General features: G+C 67.2%; 13 protein-coding genes. 3 read left to right on the top strand and 10 right to left on the bottom strand.

What is annotated here, in order from left to right; translation table 11 throughout:
* The first annotated feature begins 4 nt into the window (after positions 1 to 4).
* The 3 genes from BLQ85_RS19380 (at position 5) to BLQ85_RS19370 (ending at position 2591) form a co-directional block, all read left to right on the top strand.
* Positions 5 to 868 carry a spore coat protein U domain-containing protein gene (locus BLQ85_RS19380; RefSeq protein ID WP_074579386.1) on the top strand — a complete coding sequence of 288 codons (864 nt, stop codon included), beginning with the start codon at positions 5 to 7 and terminating at the stop codon, positions 866 to 868.
* A gap of 204 nt (positions 869 to 1072) precedes the next feature.
* Positions 1073 to 1951 (top strand): spore coat protein U domain-containing protein, encoded by an 879-nt coding sequence (locus BLQ85_RS19375; protein ID WP_139201059.1) that lies wholly within the window; start codon positions 1073 to 1075, stop codon positions 1949 to 1951.
* Positions 1952 to 2246: 295 nt separating this feature from the next.
* The gene (locus BLQ85_RS19370; RefSeq protein WP_074579382.1) at positions 2247 to 2591 is read left to right on the top strand and encodes a hypothetical protein; all 345 of its coding nucleotides are present in this window, start codon (positions 2247 to 2249) and stop codon (positions 2589 to 2591) included.
* Between the two features lie 33 nt (positions 2592 to 2624).
* Here BLQ85_RS19370 and BLQ85_RS19365 read toward each other — a convergent pair whose 3' ends face one another.
* The 10 genes from BLQ85_RS19365 to BLQ85_RS19320 form a co-directional block, all read right to left on the bottom strand.
* Positions 2625 to 3923 (bottom strand): esterase/lipase family protein, encoded by a 1299-nt coding sequence (locus tag BLQ85_RS19365; protein WP_371327318.1) that lies wholly within the window; start codon positions 3921 to 3923, stop codon positions 2625 to 2627.
* Between the two features lie 88 nt (positions 3924 to 4011).
* On the bottom strand, positions 4012 to 5250 hold the full coding sequence (locus BLQ85_RS19360; RefSeq protein WP_175456154.1) for a serine hydrolase domain-containing protein: 1239 nt from the start codon (positions 5248 to 5250) through the stop codon (positions 4012 to 4014).
* A 95-nt stretch (positions 5251 to 5345) separates the two neighbouring features.
* On the bottom strand, positions 5346 to 5819 hold the full coding sequence (locus BLQ85_RS19355; RefSeq protein WP_074579378.1) for a response regulator: 474 nt from the start codon (positions 5817 to 5819) through the stop codon (positions 5346 to 5348).
* 198 nt (positions 5820 to 6017) lie between these two features.
* Entirely contained in the window at positions 6018 to 6863 is an 846-nt protein-coding gene (locus tag BLQ85_RS19350; protein ID WP_074579376.1) for a pseudouridine synthase, read from the bottom strand.
* 57 nt (positions 6864 to 6920) lie between these two features.
* Positions 6921 to 7625: a two-component system response regulator KdpE gene (gene kdpE / locus BLQ85_RS19345; protein WP_074579488.1), complete on the bottom strand. Its 705-nt coding sequence runs from the start codon at positions 7623 to 7625 to the stop codon at positions 6921 to 6923.
* A gap of 7 nt (positions 7626 to 7632) precedes the next feature.
* Positions 7633 to 10341 (bottom strand): DUF4118 domain-containing protein, encoded by a 2709-nt coding sequence (locus BLQ85_RS19340; RefSeq protein WP_074579374.1) that lies wholly within the window; start codon positions 10339 to 10341, stop codon positions 7633 to 7635.
* 31 nt (positions 10342 to 10372) lie between these two features.
* Positions 10373 to 10945: a potassium-transporting ATPase subunit KdpC gene (gene kdpC, locus BLQ85_RS19335; protein WP_074579372.1), complete on the bottom strand. Its 573-nt coding sequence runs from the start codon at positions 10943 to 10945 to the stop codon at positions 10373 to 10375.
* 10 nt (positions 10946 to 10955) lie between these two features.
* Positions 10956 to 13043, bottom strand: coding sequence for a potassium-transporting ATPase subunit KdpB (gene kdpB / locus BLQ85_RS19330; RefSeq protein ID WP_074579370.1), 2088 nt, complete (start codon positions 13041 to 13043; stop codon positions 10956 to 10958).
* A 22-nt stretch (positions 13044 to 13065) separates the two neighbouring features.
* Positions 13066 to 14865, bottom strand: a complete 1800-nt coding sequence (kdpA, locus tag BLQ85_RS19325; protein ID WP_074579368.1) for a potassium-transporting ATPase subunit KdpA — start codon at positions 14863 to 14865, stop codon at positions 13066 to 13068.
* Positions 14865 to 14963 carry a potassium-transporting ATPase subunit F gene (locus tag BLQ85_RS19320; RefSeq protein WP_074579365.1) on the bottom strand — a complete coding sequence of 33 codons (99 nt, stop codon included), beginning with the start codon at positions 14961 to 14963 and terminating at the stop codon, positions 14865 to 14867. Before BLQ85_RS19320 ends, kdpA begins: the two co-directional genes overlap by 1 nt.
* Positions 14964 to 15009: the final 46 nt, after the last annotated feature.

Here is a 15009-nt window from a genome sequence, read left to right as displayed (position 1 = left end):
TCTCATGAAAACCTGGCGCCTCGCCGCGGCGACGGGCCTGTCCCTGCTGTGCGCGGCACCGGCCATGGCCGCGCTGGTCTGCAATGCCACGGCGACACCCGTGCAAATGGTGTACTTTGAGAACGATCCCAACCCCACCACGGGCGCCTGGAGCGTGACCATCAATTGCACACGCGGCCCCGCGGATCCGACCACCTCGCCCTACACCCTGCGGGCCGACGACGGCTTCAACCCGGGCGCAGGCAGCACCAACCAGGCGGTAAACGGCACCGGCGCGGCCAACCAGATTGCTTATGACCTCTTCCGGATAGCGCCAGGCAACGGGGAATGGGGCTATACCAATGCCACGGACTTCGCGGGCACGGTGAGCTTCGGCACGGCCCTGACAGCCAGCGTCACGCACGTCTTCTACAGCCGCATCGCAGCCGGGCTCAACAAAAACGCCAAACTCTTCACCGATACCGTGACCATGCGCCTGCGCTATGACAACGGCCCGAACAACAACACGGACGTCTTTCCCACCTTCCCCGTGAGCATCAACAACCAGTCCGTCTGCCTTCTCAGCACGCCGCCGGGAAACATCGTGTTCAACTACACCTCGTTCCAGCCCGCGCCCGCCACGGCCAGCGCGGCCTACGCCGTGCGCTGCACCATAGGCGAACCCTACACCATGGCGCTGGATGCGACGGGGGGAACCTTGTTGGGCCTCAACTACGGCCTGGCGCTGAGCAACCCTGGGGGCCAGACCGGCACCGGGTTCCCGCAGAATTTCACGATCAACGGCAGCATCGCCGCGGGCCAGTCCGGCCTCTGCGGTGGAGCCACGTGCACGAGCTCAGCACCGCGCACCCTGACCGTCACCTACTGAGGCGGCCGCCTTTTTCTGTCCCACTATCCGTGGAGCGCCCGCCCGCTATTGCAGCGTGACTTTTGTCACGAAATTGGGATCTCGGAACCCGCAGAAGAAGCGCAAGACAACACCATTCACGGCGCCGCTACAAAACGTTACTATCACTGAGTGAAAGTCGTCGCGCCCAGCAAAAAGCCTGGAGGCGACGTAACGGAGTTATCGATGAGTGTTTCTTACGCGTCGCGCATTGTCCTGGCAGCCCTGCTGTGCACCTGCGCGCTGCGGGCCCAGGCAGCCATCACCTGCCAGGTAACGTCAACCGGTTTCACGGCGGTCTACTCCGAAACCATCGCCACCGCCAACGACACCACGGGCAGCTATACCGTCACCTGCACACGCGGGCTGACGAGTGACCCCATCACTTTTGCCTATACCTTGCGTGCAAATGATGGACTCAATGCGAACGCTCCGCCCACCAATCGAGCGGCCGCTCCGGGCGGGGGAGTCAATCGGATTAATTACGAGCTTTACCGCACTGCCGCAGGCACAGGGCCATGGAACAACACCACGGCAACGGCGTTTGCCGGCACGGTCATTTTCGGCACCACGACAACGATGAGTGCCAGCGATAGCAAACCCTTCTACGCTCGCATCCCTGCGTTGCAAAACGTCAAGGCATCAACCTTCACCGATACCGTGACCATGAGTCTGCTTAATTCAGTAGGCACCACCGTAGATACCGACACACTGGCGGTCACCATCATCAACACCACATCGTGCCAGTTCACCACGCCACCGGGCACGATGACCTTCAACTACACCTCATTTCAAACTACTGCGGCCACAGCCAACACGCCTTACAGCGTTCGCTGCACCAGCGGCGTGAGCTACACCCCAAGTTTGAGTGCGACAGGCGGAACTTTGTTAAACCTGCCTTACACCCTGACCTTGAGCAACCCGGCAACAGTAAGCGCCAATGGTTTGCCGCAGAACTACACCATCAACGGATCCATCGCAGCCGGCCTCTCCGGCACATGTGCTGGCCCGGCGGCGGTCATTTGCACCGGCCAGCAGCCCCGCACGCTCACCATCACTTACTGAGCCGGCTCGGCTCCCACCATCACAACGGGCGCGATGAACAAGGTAGAGTGCCGCCTCCGCGGTTGACTGCAACACGCTGCATCAATACTGCCGCAGCCCAAAGACTTCCCCTGAAACTGAAAAATATGATGCAACCATCAATTTCTTGCGATTTTTCGGCAAAAAATCTCTCTCTTCGATTGTTTTGGTGAAAATTGCCAAAAACTTCACGCATTAATTACAGAATCAATTTTTACTAAATTTATCAATTTAACTAGAATAGCCGTTACTACTGACAGTTTCAGGAGTACCGGCCATGCGAACTTTCAAGACGGCTTTAGGCACACTGCTTGCCACCCAGGCACTGCTCGTCTGCCCCGCGCTCCACGCGCAAAGCGCTTCCGCGTCGTTTGGCGTCACCATCGTGCTGAACACCTTCAGCGAGGCCGCGACGGCGGACCACCGCTGCACCCACCGCGGCCGGGCCGACGGCCCCAAGGAAACCGTGCGCATCAGCTGCCCTGCCACGGTGGACGTACAGGCCGTTGCCAGCGCCTCAAACGGCAAAACAGGAGTGCGCCAGCGCATGAATGCGCTGGCCGTCGTGGCGGGCACACCCATGCGGTCCACGGAGCCGCTAGAGCTGACCATTTCCTGGTAGCCCGGGTTTCGCCCTTACAAGCCGGCCGGCGGGCTAAGCACCCAGCCAGCGCCCCAGCTGCCGCGTTACCTCCGCCCGCCTCAGCAGCTCCATGTGGTTTATGCCCTGCGCGATCCACTGGTTCTCGGGCGGAAAGGCCAGGCAGCGGCCCGCTTCCGCATGCAGGCCCAGGGCGCTGTCCAGCGACACCAGGCCGTCGCCGACCATCTTGCGCGCCAGCGCCTCCCGCACCGCCACCATGGGCCCCTTGCCGGGCGCCAGCGTGGTGGCCGCCACGGTGTAGCAGGCCACGCCGGCCGGCAAGGGCACGGGCTGGCGCGTGTCCGGCCCGCGCTCAAAGCGCCCCGCGTCGTGCCAGTCGGCACGCAGCAGGTTGCCGTGGCGCAGGTCGGTGATGCCGGCGCTGCGCAGCTGGCCGATCTTCGCGAAGGGTTTGGTCACGATGTTGCCGCCCAGCACACCGTCCACCCAGCTGCCCAGGCGCTCCAGCGGCGCGCCGTGGTGGGGCGTTCCCAGGAACACCAGGGCCTTGAGCTGCGCCAGCCAGCTATAGCCGGCCGCGGCCGCCTGGTGGCAGGCGCTGCGCGCGACCAGGCCGCCCATGCTGTGCGCCAGCAGCGTGATCTCTTGCACCGGCCGCGGCCAGGCTTTGGCCAGTTGCTGCAGCAGGCCGGCCAGCTGCTCGCCGTTGTCCGAGGTGTGCAGGCCGGTGTTGTAGTGCAAATAAAGCGGGGTGTAGCCCAGTTCGCGCGCCAGCTGTTCGCCGTGGCCGCCGGCGGTCGCATCGCTGTTCCACTGCAGGTCGTTCATGCACAGGCCGTGCAGCATCACCAGCAGCTTGCCGCTGGCGACCGGCAGCCGCTCGGCCAGCGCCTGCGGCTCCAGCAGCAGCGGCTGGCCACCGGAGCGCAGCCGCATCGAGATCGCGAGCGGGTTGGCCGTCTCCAGCAGGCGGTCGCCGAGCACACCGTTAAGCGCCGACAGCATGGCCTCGCGCTGCGGCATTGAGGGCCGCTGGTCCGCCGGCGTTGCCGCGCGAGACAGCAGCGCGTTGGCCGCGCCACCGGCCAGCCGCGTCACGCCCTTGATGCCGCCGTAGACCAGGCCGGTGATGCCTCGCGCACGCACGCCGCTGCCGCCCGGCATGCGGTCGATGAACTTCGCGCCCAGCGGGCCGAAAGGTTTGGCGACGGCTTTGTAGACATTGCCCTGCACGCTTTCGGCCAGGCCCGTGACGCCCAGGGTGGCCTGGGTGGCAAGCTGCGCCAGCCCCTGGATATCGGAGACATGCAGCCAGGTGGGCAGCAGCCCGCCGGGATTAAAAAGTGGCAAAGGTGGCGCGCTGCCAGGCTGCTCGGGTGTCTGCATGCCCGATTGTGGGGGCAGGGCCCCGCGCGCGCCAGCGAATGTTGCGGCGCGCTTATTTGCAGAGGCTGAACAGCTCCGCCGGCGCGGCCGGCTCGACGATGCCGCCGCTGGGCGGCAGCGCTGGCACGGGTTCAGGCGCGCCCGGGTTAAGCACGTTGTGGATGCGCGCGGCCAGCACAAAACGCGGGTAGGCCGCGTCGCCCACCGTGTTGCTGCCGTTGGCCAGCAAGACCACGTCGTAGCCGCTGCCGTAGCTCGCGTTGGCTGCGGCGAAGCTGACCGTCTGCCCCGCCGCGCCGTAGCTGCCCGGCCCGCCCAGCGCCGCCAGCCCCATGCCTATGGGCGCGAACTTGCCGCCGCCCAGTGCGGCCGGTGTGCGCATGCGCGCCAGGCTGGTCGCCGAGATCACGGCGCCGCTTTTGAGCGCGCCGTTCCAGCGCACCATGTCCGAGGCGGTGGAGACCACGCCGCCGGTCGCGTCAAAACCCGAATTGAGGTCGGGGCACACGCGCCAGGCATCGCCGGGCTTGACGCGGTAGTGGCCCACCGCGATCCCGGGCCGCGGCTGCGGGCCCAGCAGGTAGGAGGCCGCCATGCCCGCGGGCTTGAACAGCAGCTGCGCGTACGCCGCCTCCAGCGGCTGCCCGCCGGCGCGCTCTATCACCCGGCCCAGCACGATGTAGCCGGCATTCGAGTAGTCGTAGGCCGTGCCCGGCGCGGCAAACAGGCCCGCCGCCTGCATGTTGGCGAACAGCCTCGCCCGGCTGATGGGCGGCTCCTGCAGCACGGCCGGCATGCCGTCCAGCAGCAGGTCGTCGGGGTCTTTCTCGGCGCCGGGAATGCCCGCCACCATGCCCATGACCTGGGCAATCGTCGGGTCGGGCTGGTAGCGCAGCTCGGGAATCCAGCGCGACAGCGGGTCCGCCAGCGAGAGCTTGCCCTGCTCCTGCAGCTTGAGCAGCGCGGCGGCCGTGAGCTGCTTGGTGACCGAGCCTATCTTCACCGGCGTGCTGGGCGTCATGGGCACAACGGCGCGCACATCGGCCGCACCATAACCGCGCGTATACAGCACGGCACCACCCTTGCCGACCGCGAGCTGCAGGCCCGGCAAGGCGCCGGGCACGTATTCGGCGACCAGCGCGTCGATCTGCGCGGCCACGGCCGGCGTGATCGCAGGCGGCGCTTCGGCCTGGGCCTGCACGGCGCCGGCCGCCAGCGCCAGGCTGCAGGCCGCCGCCACGCGGGCCAGCAGATGAGTGAAACGCCTCTCTGCAGGACGGTGAGCGCGCATCGGTGATCCCTCCATGGTTGTGGGCGCAGCTTACTGTCTTTGCTGCCGGTTCCGCAACTGCTGCAGGGCGGCGCACCGCCCGCCAGGCCTGCCGCTCAACCCCGCGAGGGCGTCCTGTGCGGCCCCGGGGCGGCCGCCGCTGCGCGCAGGCGCGACACGGCCAGGAGCTGGGCCTGCCGGTTTTCCGGCTCCGCTTCATGGGAGGTCTGTTCCGCGCAGTAGGCGAACAAATCGTCCAGCTCGCTGGATTTGTCGAACACCGCGTCGGCGCCCAGGTCCGCGGCGCGGCGGCGGATTTCTTCCGTGGCGTAGTTGGTGAGCACCACGACCTTCTGGTAGGGCTCGCGCTTGCGGCAGCCCGCCAGCACACCCAGGCCGTTGCCCTCTTTCAGGAAGAGATCGACGATGGCCAGGTGCCACTCGCCGTCGTGCGAACTCAGCCACTGGCTGGCCTCGGCCTGGGTGGCCCCATGGCCCGTGACCTGGACGCAGGCAATCTCCTGGAGCGCCTCCATCAGGTTTTCCAGGACGATCTCGTTGTCTTCGACCAGATAGGTAATCAGTGCCATGAACCCACTTTAGGCCGCTGCAGAGCGGGCGCTGCCATCCGTTGGCCTGCCTCCAGGTAGGACATAGCAGTACGCAGAGCAGAGCCGCCCACAAAGCCCAGCGAAGCGGTCCTGGCTAGGCGCGTCGCCGCAGACAGTGCACCAGCACGGCAAGGCGACTGCAACAACGCCAGGAGGGTTTTTTGGGCGGCTCTGGTGCTAGAAGTGCTCGTGCGGCGCCAGGTAGCGCCACTGGCCCACCGGCAAATGCCCCAGGTTGACCCGGCCTATGCGCACGCGCTTGAGCCCTGTCACAAACAGCCCCACCTGCTCGCACATGCGGCGGATCTGGCGCTTTTTGCCCTCCTTGAGCACAAAACGCAGCTGTTCGGGGTTTTGCCACGACACCTGCGCGGGCCGCAGCGCCTGGCCATCCAGGCTCAGGCCGTGGTTCAGCAGGGCCAGCTTTTCGGGCGGGAACAAGGCCTGCACATTGACGGTTTCGGGACCGTAGCTGACGCGCACCAAATACTCTTTTTCAATCTCGGAGTCTTCGCCTATCAGCTGGCGCGCCACGCGGCCGTCCTGCGTGAGCACCAGCAGGCCTATGGAGTCGATGTCCAGGCGCCCGGCCGGCGCCAGGCCGCGCAGCTGTTCATGGCCCCAGCGCATGCGGCTGTTGCATTCGCGCCAGCGGTTTTGCGGCTGCACCAGCGCCACGGCCGGTTCATGGCCGTCCTCGGCCTGGCCGCTGACATAACCCACCGGCTTGTTGATCAGGATCGTGACCTGCAGGCGCTGCTGCTGTTCGGCCTGGCGGTCGACCTCGATGCGCGCGTCTACGGCCACGGGCTGGCCCATCACGGCGGGCGCGCCGTTCACGCGCACCCAGCCGCGCGCAATCCAGTCGTCGGCCTCGCGGCGCGAACACAGGCCCAGTTCGGCCATGCGCTTGTTCAGCCGCACGGTGGCGGCGGGCGCGCCCGGCGCGGCGGCTTGTTTGGGGATGCGAACAGCGGCGCCCACGGGTTTGGGGCCTGCGCCGGGTTTGAGGGGGTCTTGCATGGGCTGTGTACTTTAGGGGCCGGCCTGGAACGGCCGGATCGCCGCTTATTGTCCCACTCAGCCCACCCAGAGCCGGTAACCCACCGCGGTTTCCGTCAGCAGGTGTTTGGGCTGGGCCGGGTCGGCCTCGAGCTTCTGGCGCAAGTGGCCCATATAGATGCGCAAATAGTGGTTTTGCCCCGCATGCGAGGGACCCCAGACCTCGCGCAGCAGCTGCCGGTGCGTCAGCACCCGGCCGGCATGGCTGACCAGCACCGTGAGCAGGCGGTATTCGATGGGCGTCAAATGCACCTCCACGCCGGCGCGCCGCACCAGGCGCGCCTGGCGGTCCACCTCCACCTCGCCGAAGCTGAACAGCGGCTCCTCGGGCGTGCCGTCGGCGCCGGCCCCGCGCGGACGTCGCAGGTTGGCGCGCACCCGGGCCAGCAGCTCGCCCACGCCAAAGGGCTTGGTCAGGTAGTCGTCGGCGCCGGCATCCAGCGCGGCGATCTTGTCGGCCTCGTCGGTGCGCGCCGAGAGCACCACGATGGGCACGGCCGACCAGCCGCGCACGTCGCGAATCACGTCCAGGCCGTCGCCGTCGGGCAGGCCCAGGTCCAGCACCAGCAGGTCGGGCTTGCGCGTGCCAGCCTCGGTCAGCCCGCGCTGGGCGGTGTCGGCCTCAAACACCTGCCAGCCTTCGGCTTCCAGCGCCGCGCGCACAAAACGGCGTATCTGCGGCTCGTCTTCAATGACGACGGCGACGGGTGCGGGATGCGACATGGTGTAGTCAGGCGGTTTCGGGCAGGCCCTGGGGCGGCGGGCGCCGCGGCAGGGTGATGCCGAATTCTGCACCACCGCCGGCGGCATTGCTGGCCACGATCTGCCCGCGGTGCGCCTGCACCACCGCCTGGCAAATCGCCAGGCCCAGGCCCACACCCGGCGTGGCCGACTCGGCCTCGCCGCGCGTGAATTTTTCAAACAGCTCCTGCTCGCGGCCCTTGAGCGCGGCCGGCAGGCCGGGCCCATGGTCACGCACCGCCAGCAGCAAGGCCGTGTCCGTCACCTCGGCACGGACCTCTATGGGTGGCTGGCCGTACTTGGCGGCGTTTTCCAGCAGGTTGACCAGCACACGCTCCATCAGCGCCGCGTCAAACTCCACCAGCGGCAGGTCGGCCGGCAACGCCGTCACCACGGCCCGGCCGGCCAGCGCGTGCTGCGCCTGGCGTATCGCCGAGCCGACGATTTCTTCGACCGACTGCCAGTCGCTGCGCAGGTTGACCGCGCCGCTTTGCAGCCGCGCCATGTCCAGCAGGTTGTTGACCAGCGCGCTCAGGTGGCGCGCCTCGCCGGCAATCGCCCTCGCCGCCTGTGACTGTTCTTCACTGAGCGGCGGCGCCGTGCGCTGCAGCGAATCGGCCAGGCCTATCAGCGCGGTGAGCGGCGTACGCACGTCGTGCGAGATCGCCGCGAGCAGCATGTTGCGCAGTTTTTCCGACTCCATCTGCACCACCGCCTGCTGGGCCACATCCACGTAATGCACACGCTCCAGCGCGATCGCGACCTGGCGCGCCAGCGTTTCGAGCTGCTGCACCTGCTCGGGAATCAGCAGCCAGCGCGCCTGCGCGGGCTTGACGGCCAGCACGCCGCGCACCCGCATGGGCGCCTTGAGCGGCAGGTAATGCCAGGCCTGGGCCGACAAGGTGGCGGTGGCCAGCCCGGCCGGCTGCTCGTTGCGAAACACCCAGTCGGCCACGCTGGTGTCAAAATCCGCGGGCGGCTTTGCGGGGGGCAGCAACTGGTCATGGCCGTCGGTCGCCAGCACCAGCGCCTGCCCGCCGAAGTTGCGCTGGGCGGCCGCTTCGCCGAGCTCCACGACCTGCTCGCTCAGCAAGGCCGCCGACAAGTCGCGCGCGAGTTCGAACAGCGACTGCGCGCGGCGCTCGCGGCTAGCCGCGATGCGCGCCTGGAAACGCAGGCCCGCCGTGAGCTGGCCGGTCAGCAGGCCCACCACCAGCATCACGCCGAAGGTCACCAGGTACTGCACGTCGCTGACGGCAAAGGACAGGCGCGGCGCGACAAAAAAATAGTCAAAGGCCGCCACATTGAGGAAAGCCGCCAGCGCCGCCGGCCCGCGCCCGAACTTCAGTGCCACCAGCACCGTGCCCAGCAGGAAGAGCATCACGATGTTGGCCAGGTCAAAAAAATTCAGCAGGGGGTGGGCCAGAACGGTGATGGCCGCGCTGGCGGCCGCGGCCCAGGCATAACCGGCCAGCTTGCCGCGCCAGGCCGCGGCTTCGTCTTCCTCGGCCGAGCGCTGCACCGCGCGCGCCAGCCGCCGCGCGCTGTCGGCGTGGCCCACCTCCACAATGTCCAGGGTGGGCGCCAGCATGGCCAGCCGGCGCGTCATGCTGGGGCCGCGCCACAGCGCGCGCCAGCCCAGCCGCTGCGGCCGCCCCACCACCAGCGTGGCGCAATTGAGCTGCTGGGCCTGCGCCACCAGCGCCGCGGCGGCATCGCCGCCCGTCAGCACCGCCGTGGCCGCGCCCAGCTCTTCGGCCAGCTGGATCACCGCCAGGATGCGGTCGCGGCTGGCGACCTCCAGCAGCTGCAGGCGCGGCGTTTCCACATAAGCCGCATGCCAGCGCACATTGAGCTGGCCGGCCAGGCGCGCCGCCGTGCGCACCGTTTGTTCGGCGCCCTCGCGCGGGCCTATGCAGGCCAGGATGGCGCCTTCGGTGTTCCAGACCGGGGTGATGGATTTTTCGACGCGGTAGCTGCGCACGTCGTCTTCCACATGCTCGGCCGTGCGCCTGAGCGCGATCTCGCGCAGCGCGATCAAATTGCCCTTGCGGAAAAAATTCTGCGCCGCGCGCTCCGCCTGCTGGGGCATATAGACCTTGCCGGCCTTGAGCCGCGCCATCAGCTCGTCGGGCGTGACGTCGACCAGGATGATTTCATCGGCGCCGTCCAACACCGTGTCCGGCACGGTTTCATGCACGCGTATGCCGGTGATGGCGCCCACCGTGCCGTTCAGGCTCTCCAGGTGCTGCACATTGACGGCCGACCAGACGTCGATGCCGGCCTCCAGCAGCTCATGCACGTCCTGCCAGCGCTTGGCGTGGCGCGAGCCCTCCACATTGCTGTGCGCGAGCTCGTCGACCAGCAGCACCGCCGGCTTGCGCGCCAGCGCCGCGTCCAGGTCGAACTCCTTGAGCGTGCGCCCGCGGTAGACCACCTCGCGCAAAGGCAGTTGCGCCAGCCCGGCCAGCAGCTCCAGGGTTTCGCTGCGGCCATGGGTTTCCACCACACCGACCAGCACATCGCGGCCGGCCTTGCGCTCGCGCTGCGCGGCGCTGAGCATGGCGTAGGTCTTGCCCACGCCGGCGCTGGCGCCGAAATAAATGCGCAGGCGGCCCCGGCGCGCTTTCTCCTCCTCGCCGCGCAGGCGGTCCAGGAGCTCGTCGGGGTCGGGGCGGGAGTCGGGGAAGCTGGCCATGGAATTCTTAGGAGTGCCTCATGGTATCGGCTTAACGCAAAGCCTCCAGCGCCAGGTTAAGCCGCAGCACATTGACCTGGGGCTCGCCCAGGACGGCCAGCAAAGGCTGCTCGGTGTGCTGCGCGACCAGGGCTTGGACTTTTTCCAGCGGCAAGCCACGCGCCTTCGCGACACGAGCCATCTGGTAGCGCGCCGCGGCGGGGCTGATGTGCGGGTCCAGCCCGCTGGCCGAGGCCGTGACCAGGTCCACCGGCACAGGGGCGGTATTGCCGGGGTCGGCCGCCTTGAGCGCCGCCACGCGGCCCTTGACGGCATCGACCAGCGCGGGATTGAGCGGCCCCTGGTTGGCGCCGCTGGAAGCCGCGGCGTTGTAAGGCATGGGGCCGGTGGCCGAGGGGCGGCCCCAGAAATGGCCGGGATCGCTGAAGTTCTGGCCTATCAGCGCGGAGCCGACCGGCTTGCCGTCGCGAAGCATCAGGCTGCCGCCGGCCTGGGCCGGGAACAGGGCCTGGGCCGCGCCGGTCACGGCCAGCGGGTAGGCCACGCCAGTGATGAGCGTCAGCACGGTAAACAACACCCCCGCAGGACGAAGAATTGCTTTCATGGTTTTTTCCTTATACGAGGTTCATCGCAACCAGTGCGAGGTCAATCGCCTTGATGCCGATAAAAGGCACGACCAGCCCGCCCAGGCCGTAAATGAGCAGGTTGCGCCGCAGCAGCGTGGCGGCACCGACAGCCCGGTACTTCACGCCCTTGAGCGCCAGCGGGATCAAGAACATGATGACCAGCGCGTTGAAGATCACCGCCGACAGGATCGCCGTCGAGGGGCTGCCCAGGCGCATCACATTGAGCGCGGCCAGCTGCGGGTAGGTGGTCACAAAAATCGCCGGGATGATGGCGAAGTACTTGGCCACGTCGTTGGCAATCGAAAACGTGGTCAGCGAGCCGCGCGTCATCAGCAAGGCCTTGCCGGTTTCCACGATCTCCAGCAGCTTGGTGGGGTTGGAGTCCAGGTCCACCATATTGCCGGCCTCCTTGGCGGCCTGGGTGCCGCTGTTCATGGCCACCGCCACGTCGGCCTGGGCCAGGGCCGGCGCGTCATTGGTGCCGTCGCCCGTCATCGCCACCAGGCGGCCTTCGGCCTGGTAACCGCGTATCAGTTTCAGCTTGTCTTCGGGCGTGGCCTCGGCCAGGAAGTCGTCGACACCGGCCTCGGCGGCAATCGCCGCGGCCGTGAGCTTGTTGTCGCCGGTGATCATCACCGTCTTGATGCCCATGCGGCGCAGCTCGCCGAAGCGCTCCTTGATGCCGGCCTTGACGATGTCCTTGAGCTCCACAATGCCCAGCACCACGGCGCCGTCGGCCACCGCCAGCGGCGTGCTGCCGCGGCGCGCCACTTCGTCCGCCGCGCGCAGCACCTCGGCCGGCAGGCTGCCGCCCAGCGCCTCCACATGCTTGCGCACCGCATCGACCGCGCCCTTGCGCAGCTGGCGCGTGCTGCCGTCGGGGCGCAACTGGTCCATGCCGCTCATGCGCGTTTGCGCGGTGAAGGGCACCTCGTGGCTGCTGCCCACCAGGGCTTCGCTGGCGCCCATGCGCTGAGCCAAAGCCACAATGCTGCGGCCCTCGGGCGTCTCATCGGCCATCGAAGCCTGCATCGCGGCGGTGGCCAGTTTGGCGCCGGCCACGCCGGGCGCCGGCAAAAAGCTCGAGGCCTGGCGATTGCCGTGGGTGATGGTGCCGGTCTTGTCCAGCAGCAGCACGTCCACGTCGCCGGCGGCCTCCACCGCGCGGCCCGAGGTGGCGATCACATTGGCCTGCATCATGCGGCTCATGCCGGCCACGCCCACGGCCGACAGCAGGCCACCTATGGTCGTCGGGATCAGGCAGACCAGCAAAGCCACCAGCGCGGTGATGCTGACCACGGTGCCCGAGCCCGCGGCCTGCACGCTGAACACCGAGTAAGGCAGCAGCGTGACCGTGACCACCAGAAAGACGATGGTCAGCGCCACCAGCAGAATCGTCAGCGCGATCTCATTGGGCGTCTTCTGGCGTTTGGCGCCCTCGACCATGCTGATCATGCGGTCCAGGAAGGATTCGCCGGGGTTGACCACAATGCGCACCACCAGCCAGTCGGACAGCACACGCGTGCCGCCGGTCACGGCCGAGAAGTCGCCGCCCGACTCGCGCACCACCGGCGCCGATTCACCGGTGATGGCGCTTTCATCGACCGAGGCCACGCCTTCGATGACCTCGCCGTCCAGCGGAATCATGTCGCCGGCTTCGACCAGCACCACGGCGCCCTTGCGCAGGTTCTCGGCTTGTTCAGGCAGCCAGGCTGTGCCGTGGAAGACCTTGCTGTTGGTTTCCTTGAACTTCTTGGCCCAGGTGCTTTTCTTGAGGCTGCGCAAAGAGGCGGCCTGCGCCTTGCTGCGGCCTTCGGCCAGCGCCTCGGCGAAGTTGGCGAACAGCACGGTAAACCACAGCCAGATCGCCACGGCAAAGATAAAGCCTGCCGGCGCCTCGCCCTGCCCCTGCAAGGCCTGCAGGCCCAGCAAGGTGGTCAGTATGCTGCCGATGTAGACGACAAACATCACGGGGTTGCGCCATTGCACGCGCGGGCTCAGCTTGGTGAAGGAGGCCGCGATGGCGGGCTTGAGCAGCGCGGGGTCCAGCAGCACAAAAGGTTTTTGGGTAGTCATATCGGTTTTCTTTCGCGGCGGTTCAATGGGCGGGCCAGAGCATCAAATGCTCGACCACAGGGCCCAGCGCCAGGGCCGGCACGTAATTGAGCAGGCCCACCAGCAGCACGGTGCCTATCAGCAGCAGCACAAACAGCGGGCCGTGCGTGGGCATGGTGCCGGCCGTGACCGGCAGGCGCTTCTTGGCGGCCAGCGCGCCGGCAATCGCCAGCACCGGCACGATGACACCGAAGCGGCCCAGCCACATCACCATGCCCAGCAGCGTGTTGTAGAAGGGTGTGTTGGCCGACAGGCCCGCGAAGGCGCTGCCGTTGTTGTTGCCGGCCGAGGTCAGCGCGTAAAGGATTTCAGAAAAGCCATGCGCGCCGGGATTCGCGATGCCGGCCTTGCCGGCGCCGGCCAGCACAGCCACCGCCGTGCCGGCCAGCACCAGGATGGGCGTGACCAGGATGGCAATGGAGGTCAGCTTCATCTCGTGCGATTCGATCTTCTTGCCCAGGTACTCGGGTGTGCGGCCAATCATCAGGCCGGCGATGAACACCGCGAGGATGGCGAAGATCAGCATGCCGTAAAGCCCGGTGCCGACACCGCCGAACACCACCTCACCCAGTTGCATCATCACCATGGGCACCATGCCGCCCAGCGGCGTGAAGGAGTCGTGCATGGCATTGACCGCGCCGCACGATGCCGCCGTGGTGATGACGGCAAACAGGCTGGAGGCATTGATGCCGAAGCGGGTTTCCTTGCCTTCCATATTGCCGCCGGCCTGCAGCGCGCTGGCCGCCTGGTCCACGCCCAGGGGCGGCAGCAGCGGGTTGCCGGCCTGTTCGGCCGGGGTGATGGCCACCACGGCAACGACAAAGATCAGCGTCATCGCGGCCAGCACGGCCCAGCCCTGGCGCGTATCGCCCACCGCGCGGCCAAAGGCAAAACACAGGGCCGCGGGAATCAGGAAGATGGACAGCATCTGGAAAAAGTTGCTCAGCGCCGTCGGGTTTTCATACGGGTGGGCCGAGTTGGCATTAAAGAAACCGCCGCCGTTGGTGCCCAGCATCTTGATGGCCTCCTGCGAGGCGACCGGGCCCATGGCCAGGGTCTGTGTGCTGGTTTTGGCGTCTTCCATGACCGGATTGCCCTTGTCGTCTTTCAAGGCCTGGCCGTCAGGGCCGTTTTTGGGCTGCTGGTAGCTGGTGGCTTCCAGCGTGCTCACATCCTTGTAAGCATCAAAGTTCTGGATCACACCCTGGCCCACCAGGAACACCGCAAACACCAGCGACAGCGGCAGCAGCAGCCAGGCCGTGACCCGCGTGATGTCCACCCAGAAGTTGCCGATGGCGCCGGTCGCACGCGCGGCAAAACCGCGGAACAGCGCGAACACCACGGCAATGCCGGTGGCGGCCGAGAAAAAATTCTGCACAGCCAGCACCAGCATCTGCGTGAGGTAGCTCATGGTCGATTCACCGGCATAACCTTGCCAGTTGGTGTTGGAGACAAAGCTGATGGCGGTGTTAAAGGCCGAGTCGGGCGAGATGGCGGCCATGCCGGCCGGGTTCAGCGGCAGCCACACCTGCAGGCGCTGCAGGGCATAGACGGCGACCACGCCCAGCGCATTAAAGGCCAGCAGCGCCAGCGCGTACTGCGACCATTTCATGTTCGTGTCGGCCGAGGTGCCGGCCAGGCGGTACAGCGGGGCTTCCACCCGATGCATCCAGCCGGGCAGCCGGCCCGCATACAGGCGCGCCAGCCACAGGCCCAGCGGCCAGGCGGTGGCCAGCAGCGCGGCCAGGAAAAGGGCCAGCAGCCCCCAGCTTGAGGCGTTCATCAAAACTCCTCGGCGCAGATCAGCGCATACACCAGGTAGGCCAGCAGCACGATGGCGCAGACGCCGCCAAAGCCATACAAAACGTCAAGGGGGATCATGAGCGGCCCCCTTCGGGCTTTTCGAGCTTCTCAAAGCCCCAGACCA

The organism is Polaromonas sp. JS666 (assembly GCF_900103405.1).
Taxonomy (GTDB): Bacteria; Pseudomonadota; Gammaproteobacteria; order Burkholderiales; family Burkholderiaceae_C; genus Polaromonas.
This window is presented reverse-complemented; position numbering and strand designations above follow the sequence as displayed.

What these genes read in the sequence shown, in the direction of transcription:
- BLQ85_RS19380 (WP_074579386.1), top strand. Translation starts at nt 5, where the DNA reads ATGAAAACCTGGCGCCTCGCCGCGGCGACGGGCCTGTCCCTGCTGTGC.
- BLQ85_RS19375 (WP_139201059.1), top strand. Translation starts at nt 1,073, where the DNA reads ATGAGTGTTTCTTACGCGTCGCGCATTGTCCTGGCAGCCCTGCTGTGC.
- BLQ85_RS19370 (WP_074579382.1), top strand. Translation starts at nt 2,247, where the DNA reads ATGCGAACTTTCAAGACGGCTTTAGGCACACTGCTTGCCACCCAGGCA.
- BLQ85_RS19360 (WP_175456154.1), bottom strand. Translation starts at nt 5,250, where the DNA reads ATGCGCGCTCACCGTCCTGCAGAGAGGCGTTTCACTCATCTGCTGGCC.
- BLQ85_RS19355 (WP_074579378.1), bottom strand. Translation starts at nt 5,819, where the DNA reads ATGGCACTGATTACCTATCTGGTCGAAGACAACGAGATCGTCCTGGAA.
- BLQ85_RS19350 (WP_074579376.1), bottom strand. Translation starts at nt 6,863, where the DNA reads ATGCAAGACCCCCTCAAACCCGGCGCAGGCCCCAAACCCGTGGGCGCC.
- kdpE (WP_074579488.1), bottom strand. Translation starts at nt 7,625, where the DNA reads ATGTCGCATCCCGCACCCGTCGCCGTCGTCATTGAAGACGAGCCGCAG.
- BLQ85_RS19340 (WP_074579374.1), bottom strand. Translation starts at nt 10,341, where the DNA reads ATGGCCAGCTTCCCCGACTCCCGCCCCGACCCCGACGAGCTCCTGGAC.
- kdpC (WP_074579372.1), bottom strand. Translation starts at nt 10,945, where the DNA reads ATGAAAGCAATTCTTCGTCCTGCGGGGGTGTTGTTTACCGTGCTGACG.
- kdpB (WP_074579370.1), bottom strand. Translation starts at nt 13,043, where the DNA reads ATGACTACCCAAAAACCTTTTGTGCTGCTGGACCCCGCGCTGCTCAAG.
- kdpA (WP_074579368.1), bottom strand. Translation starts at nt 14,865, where the DNA reads ATGAACGCCTCAAGCTGGGGGCTGCTGGCCCTTTTCCTGGCCGCGCTG.
- BLQ85_RS19320 (WP_074579365.1), bottom strand. Translation starts at nt 14,963, where the DNA reads ATGATCCCCCTTGACGTTTTGTATGGCTTTGGCGGCGTCTGCGCCATC.